Origin of the sequence: Microbacterium sp. (assembly GCF_036277215.1) — a bacterium.
Lineage (GTDB): Bacteria > Actinomycetota > Actinomycetes > Actinomycetales > Microbacteriaceae > Microbacterium.
Genome location: NZ_DASUNI010000012.1, coordinates 1 through 5,552 on the forward strand (window position 1 = coordinate 1; position 5,552 = coordinate 5,552).

General features: G+C 69.7%; 8 protein-coding genes. 6 read left to right on the forward strand and 2 right to left on the reverse strand.

All coding sequences use genetic code 11. The features are described from left to right. Positions 1-141: 141 nt before the first annotated feature. Positions 142-1,266 (forward strand): nucleotide pyrophosphatase/phosphodiesterase family protein, encoded by a 1,125-nt coding sequence (locus VFX99_RS00655; protein ID WP_329664391.1) that lies wholly within the window; start codon positions 142-144, stop codon positions 1,264-1,266. Positions 1,267-1,272: 6 nt separating this feature from the next. On the opposite strand, the gene sepH is transcribed toward VFX99_RS00655, so the two are convergent. Next, positions 1,273-2,313, reverse strand: a complete 1,041-nt coding sequence (sepH, locus tag VFX99_RS00660; protein ID WP_329664392.1) for a septation protein SepH — start codon at positions 2,311-2,313, stop codon at positions 1,273-1,275. Positions 2,314-2,524: 211 nt separating this feature from the next. Here sepH and VFX99_RS00665 point away from each other — a divergent pair, with 211 nt between their 5' ends. Beyond that, the gene (locus VFX99_RS00665) at positions 2,525-2,818 is read left to right on the forward strand and encodes a DUF4193 domain-containing protein (protein ID WP_329664393.1); all 294 of its coding nucleotides are present in this window, start codon (positions 2,525-2,527) and stop codon (positions 2,816-2,818) included. On the opposite strand, the gene VFX99_RS00670 is transcribed toward VFX99_RS00665, so the two are convergent. Next, positions 2,793-3,290 (reverse strand): DUF3093 domain-containing protein, encoded by a 498-nt coding sequence (locus VFX99_RS00670; RefSeq protein ID WP_329664394.1) that lies wholly within the window; start codon positions 3,288-3,290, stop codon positions 2,793-2,795. The genes VFX99_RS00665 and VFX99_RS00670 overlap by 26 nt on opposite strands. A 12-nt stretch (positions 3,291-3,302) precedes the next feature. Here VFX99_RS00670 and dut point away from each other — a divergent pair, with 12 nt between their 5' ends. The 4 genes from dut to VFX99_RS00690 form a co-directional block, all read left to right on the forward strand. Beyond that, the gene (dut, locus tag VFX99_RS00675) at positions 3,303-3,749 is read left to right on the forward strand and encodes a dUTP diphosphatase (RefSeq protein ID WP_329664395.1); all 447 of its coding nucleotides are present in this window, start codon (positions 3,303-3,305) and stop codon (positions 3,747-3,749) included. A 72-nt stretch (positions 3,750-3,821) separates the two neighbouring features. Further along, the gene (locus VFX99_RS00680; RefSeq protein ID WP_329664396.1) at positions 3,822-4,421 is read left to right on the forward strand and encodes a DUF3710 domain-containing protein; all 600 of its coding nucleotides are present in this window, start codon (positions 3,822-3,824) and stop codon (positions 4,419-4,421) included. Further along, positions 4,418-5,182, forward strand: coding sequence for a DUF3159 domain-containing protein (locus VFX99_RS00685; RefSeq protein WP_414684302.1), 765 nt, complete (start codon positions 4,418-4,420; stop codon positions 5,180-5,182). The genes VFX99_RS00680 and VFX99_RS00685 overlap by 4 nt, the downstream gene beginning before the upstream one ends. 137 nt (positions 5,183-5,319) lie before the next feature. Continuing rightward, on the forward strand, positions 5,320-5,552 hold a 233-nt coding region (locus VFX99_RS00690), incomplete at its 3' end, for a hypothetical protein (RefSeq protein ID WP_329664397.1).

The window sequence follows — 5,552 nt, forward strand, 5'->3', positions numbered from 1 at the left end:
CATCTCGGTCGAGACATCGACGTCTTCGATGCGGCCGTGGTCGACGGGGGTGGGATCGGTGCTGGATGCAGGCATGACGATGAGGCCTCGGGTGACGGCGGAGCGGCGGGGGCCGTTCGCCGGTGTGCGAGACTGGCCCCGATGTCCCTCAGCCTACCCGCGGACCCGCCCCGCGCCCGGAGCCTCACCGGTGTCGTTCCCCAGATGGTGGCAGCACTGGACGGCACATCGGACTGGTTCGCGCCGGCGCGAAGCGCCATCGTCTTCGTGATCGACGGGCTGGGCGCGCACAACCTGAACGCGCGAGCAGGTCACGCGCGCTTCCTGTCGTCCGCAGCGGTGAAGAAGGATGCCGCGCGCACCGTGTTCCCGTCGACCACGGCATCCGCGCTGACGAGCCTGCTGACCGGAGCCGGGCCGGGTGAGCACGGAATCCTCGGTTACCGCGTCCTGGTTCCCGAGCTGGGCGAGGTGGTCAACCAGCTCCGCGGCTGGGACACCGACGGGCTCGACCCCGCGTGGCAGCGTGCCGAGCCGTTGACCGAAAAGTACGCCGCGGACGGACGCCCCTGCTTCATCGTGTCGAAGGGCGAGTACGCCGACACCGGCTTCACCTCCGCGATCATGCGAGGCGCGGAGTTCGTCCCCGCGGAGGACATCGCGGAGCGGCTGCAGATCGCGGCCGACCTCGCGGCTCGGCATCCGGGTGCGTTCGTCTACACCTACGTCCCGGACCTGGATGCCCTCGGTCACAAGCGCGGCTGGCAGTCCGACGAGTGGGTGAATGCCCTCGAACGGGTGGATGCTGCGACGCGCGCGTTCGCCGGCGCGCTGCTTCCGGGCACCGGCGCGGTGGTCACCGCCGACCACGGCATGGTCGACGTGCCCCGGCATCGCCACGTGCTGCTGTCCGACGACGACGAGCTCGTCGCCGGTGTGCGTCACATCGGCGGGGAGCCGCGCATGCTGCACCTGTACGCGGAGCCGGAGGCTTCGAAGGGTGTGCTGGCGCGCTGGCGGGCATCGGAGTCGGGGCGCTCCTGGGTGCTCTCTCGCAGCGAGGCGGTCGACGCCGGACTGTTCGGCCCCGTGGCGGCGGCCGTCCTCCCGCGCATCGGCGACGTCGTCGTCGCCGCGCGGTCCGGCATCGCCTATTACGACGATCGACTCGAGGACAAGGGCGCTCAGCGGATGGTCGGCCAGCACGGCTCGCTCACGAACGAAGAACGCACCGTGCCGCTCATCCGGCTCGGCGCCTTCGCCTGAACCGGCTCACTCCTCGGTGCGTGCTCCGAAGACGATCTCGTCCCACGACGGCATGGAGGTGCGACCCTTTCGGCGTCCCGCGGCCTCGGCGACCGCAGCCTGCTCCACCCCGCTCTGGGGCTCGTCCCGGAACTCGTCGCGCGGTGCCTCGTCGTATCCGGGCTCGAGGGCGTCGAAGAGCGCGACCGGCGCATGTGTCCGCGAAGATTCCAGCTCGTCCGCACCTGGCAGCGGCTCTCGCTGACCGCGGCGTCGCCGCAGAGCCTCCAGCAGATCCGCCGTCTCGGACGAGGGGAGCGGGGTGGTACCGGCGGCCCGTTTCATCGCCGCCTCCTGAACTGCGGGAGCGACGGGCTCGCGCAGATCCGGTGTCTCGAGGTCTGCCTCGGGCAGCCGGCGCGGGCCGAAGGCGCCGCTGTCGAAACGGGTCTCGTCCTTGGAAGGGGCCGAGTCGAGCGCGCGCAGTCGCGGAATGAGGCCGTCGGGGAGGGAGCCCTGTCGCGACAGCTGGATCGCATCGGAGTTCAACGGCGACAGGGTGCTGCGGCGCGGGTCGAAGCCCCATCTCGCGTCGTGCTCGACCTCGCTGGCGATGAACTCGAGCTTGACGACCCATCCGGTCGCCTCCTTCCAGCTCGTCCATCGTTCGCCGGACGCGTCGGCCTCGGCCAGCTTCGCTCGGACCGCTCCGCCGAAGGTGGGGTGCACGTCCGGATCGAGTTCTGCACCGAGCAGCACCGGAACGGCGAGAGCCTGCCCCACGACGTGCTCCCGCTCGGCCAGGACCGGCCCTTCGAAACGGGCGATGTCCTCGACGCGTGCGCCCAGCAGAGCGGCGACCTCCTCCGCGGACAGCCCGGCGCGGATGTGCGCCTGGATGTCGCGTGGGCTCGGGCGGACGACCTGCGACTCGCCCTCGCGCTCTCTGCGCGCCTTGCGAAGCTCTACGCGCAGTACGTCGTCCACGGCGAGCGAGAACCGATCACCCGATTCGGTGACCAGGACGAGCACGTCGTCCTCGGTTCCGATGACTTTGAGCTGTTCCATGCGAAACGCCCCTCCGATCCAGCGGTGTGCGCCCATGCTGACACAGCGGTCGCCGTCCGCCGGGAATATCCCGCGCGCGCCGCGAGTTTCACGGGAACGCAGGACCGAGAAGCCTCCGCGCATTTGCGATTCGGACTCAGGTCATGCAAACTATCGCCGCCCGACAGGGTCAGTGCACACTGTTATTCCCCGGAAGTTGAGACGTTCACGCATGGCCACGGATTACGACGCCCCCCGCAAGACAGAAGACGACAGCGAATCGATCGAGGCTCTCAAGGAGCGCGTTCCAGACAAGCTGTCGGGTTCCGTCGACGTCGAAGACGCCGACAACCCCTCGGGGTTCGAGCTGCCGGGGGCGGACCTGTCCGACCTCGAGCTGGATGTCGTCGTGCTGCCCGCGCAGGAGGACGAGTTCACGTGCGTCAACTGCTTCCTGGTGAAGCACCGCTCGCAGCTGGACCACGAGGATTCCGACGGACCTATCTGCCGGGAGTGCGCCGCGTAGCCTGCGCACGACGCACGGCAGCCGCCAGCCGGTCGGGCGTTCGAGTCGACATCACCCAGAAGGGCGCCGGGTCGTCGGGATCGGTGATCGTCACCAGAACCAGGCCGTCGATGCCGCCCCGGATCAGGTGCCACGCCCGCGGATGCAGACCAGGCCCGCGGGCGTATTGAGCCTCCGCGCCCGTCAGTGTGGTCACCTCGCCGGTGAACCCGATGTCGATGTGCGCGCGTCCCGCCGTCAGGACGCCATCACGGACTTCGACCACGGGCGAGCCTGCGACCAGAAGCGCGACGATCGCCACGCCGACCAGCGCACCCGCGAGCAGCGCGAGGGTCGTGTCGATCGGCGCCAGCACGAGTGCGGCCATGGGAGCGGCCACCGCCGCGCTGGTGATCACCCAGAGGGACGGGCTCAGCCGCTCGCGGTAGGAGACGGCGGAGCCGCCGCGGACACCGCTTCCTGTCTTCTGCATTACCCTCGTTGCGTGGCTGAAACTGTGGACGTCCCCATTATCGCCCCCGACGTTCCGGCGTACGCGCACCCCGGTGACGCAGGGGCTGATCTGGTCTCCACCGAGGCTCTGCGACTCGAGCCCGGCCAGCGGGCGCTCGTCGGCACAGGTGTGCGGATCGCGCTCCCCGACGGCTACGTGGCGTTCGTCGTTCCTCGAAGCGGGCTGGCCACCAAGCACGGCATCACCATCGTCAACAGCCCGGGCACCGTCGACGCCGGATACCGCGGCGAGATCAAGGCGACACTGCTCAACACGGATGCCGAGCAGGCCTACGACATCGGCATCGGCGACCGCATCGCACAGCTGATCGTCATGCCCGTCTCGCGGGCGCGATTCGTCCCGGTCGAGGTTCTTCCCGAGAGTGCGCGCGGCGACGGCGGATTCGGCTCGACCGGGTACCAGGGGGGCGCGGCGTAGCCGCCGACGAGCGTCAGCGAGTTCTCGCGGGGATCTTTCCGCGACCGAGAGACGAATGAACGGAGCCCACGCATGACCGACCCGACATCATCCGACGCACCCCGGGCGGACCCGCTCGAGGACCGCTCGACCAACGGGCCCTTCGACGAGTCGGAGGCGAACCCGGTGCGGCCCTACATAGACCTCGGCGGGATCAAGATCCTGCCCCGCGAGGGCCTGAACCTCCGCCTGGAGGTCGAGGAGCAGACGAAGCGCATCGTCGCCGTCGGCCTCGATTTCGCCGGGTCCACTCTCCAGGTTCAGCCGTTCGCAGCTCCGCGAACCACGGGCTTGTGGGAGGAGACCCGTGAGCAGATCCGCGCGCAGATCCGCCAGCAGGGCGGGCGCGTCGAGGAGCGGGAGGGCCCGCTCGGTCCGGAGCTGCTGGCTGAGGTGCCCGTCGCCGCCGGTCCCGACGGCGTTGCAGGCAAGCGCCTCGCGCGCTTCGTCGGCGTCGACGGCCCGCGGTGGTTCCTGCGCGGTGTGATCGGCGGCGCAGCGACCGCCGACGTCGAGGCGGCCGCTCAAGTGGAAGACCTCTTCCGCTCGATCGTGGTCGTACGCGGCGGGACCCCGATGCCCCCGCGTGATCTCATCCCGCTGCGGATGCCGGCGACCCCGGGCGTCGCGTGACCGACGCCCCCCGGCCGGCTGCACAGCCGGATCCCGACGACGCCTCGGACTCGCCCCCGGCCGCCTCCGCGTCCGAGGTGCTCGGCGCGGCGCTCGGCGGCGCTGCCAAGCGGGCAGGCCTGGATCCCACCGACAACGCGACCACCGGCCACGTCGTCTGGCGCGCGATGGGCGGGTGGCGCGGCATCCTGGAGTCCGTCGTGCCGGGACTGGTGTTCATCGTGGTCTACACGGTCACGATCGATCCCGAGACGGGCGACGGCAACCTCTGGCTGTCGCTCGGGCTGTCGGTCGGCATCGCAGCCGTGTTCACGATCGCACGCCTCATCGCCCGCCAGCCGGTCGCGGCGGCCATCGGCGGTCTGCTCGCCGCACTCGTCGCGGCTGCGTTCGCCGCGTTCACCGGCGAGGCGAGCAACAACTTCATCCCGGGCTTCGTGACCAACGTCCTCTATGGGTCCGCGTTCCTCATCTCCGCGCTGATCGGCTGGTCGCTGATCGGGCTCGCGGTCGGATTCCTCATGGGCGAGGGGACGGCCTGGCGCGCCGACAAACGGAAACGCCGCGTGTTCTTCTGGCTCGCGATTGCCTGGGCGTCTCTGTTCGCCGCGCGCCTGCTGGTCCAGCTGCCGCTCTATTTCGCCGACAACGTCGCAGCCCTCGGCACACTGAAACTCATCATGGGCCTGCCGCTGTTCGCACCCCTCGTCGCGGTCACCTGGCTCGCCGTGCGGGCGCTCTATCCCCCTGCTCCCAAGTGATACATTTATCTTGACATCAAGATAAATTCGTCCCGCCGGGCAGTAAGGCCAGCCTCACTAGCCACTGCGGCCGGGGACAGGGAAGATGGGGAGTGCCGGGCCGCGCGCCCGCTCCGCCGCCGACGAAGGAGACACACGTGTCCACGGTTGACAGCTTCGGTGCCAAGAGCACCCTGACGGTCGGCAGCACCGACTACGAGATCTTCCGCATCGACGCCGTCGCCGGTCACGAGAAGCTTCCGTTCAGCCTGAAGGTGCTCCTGGAGAACCTCCTGCGCACCGAGGACGGCGCGAACGTGACGAAGGCGCAGATCGAGGCCCTCGGGTCGTGGGATGCCGCTGCCGAGCCCGACACCGAGATCCAGTTCAC

What these genes read in the sequence shown, in the direction of transcription:
- VFX99_RS00670 (WP_329664394.1), bottom strand. Translation starts at nt 3,290, where the DNA reads ATGCAGAAGACAGGAAGCGGTGTCCGCGGCGGCTCCGCCGTCTCCTAC.
- VFX99_RS00655 (WP_329664391.1), top strand. Translation starts at nt 142, where the DNA reads ATGTCCCTCAGCCTACCCGCGGACCCGCCCCGCGCCCGGAGCCTCACC.
- sepH (WP_329664392.1), bottom strand. Translation starts at nt 2,313, where the DNA reads ATGGAACAGCTCAAAGTCATCGGAACCGAGGACGACGTGCTCGTCCTG.
- VFX99_RS00665 (WP_329664393.1), top strand. Translation starts at nt 2,525, where the DNA reads ATGGCCACGGATTACGACGCCCCCCGCAAGACAGAAGACGACAGCGAA.
- VFX99_RS00680 (WP_329664396.1), top strand. Translation starts at nt 3,822, where the DNA reads ATGACCGACCCGACATCATCCGACGCACCCCGGGCGGACCCGCTCGAG.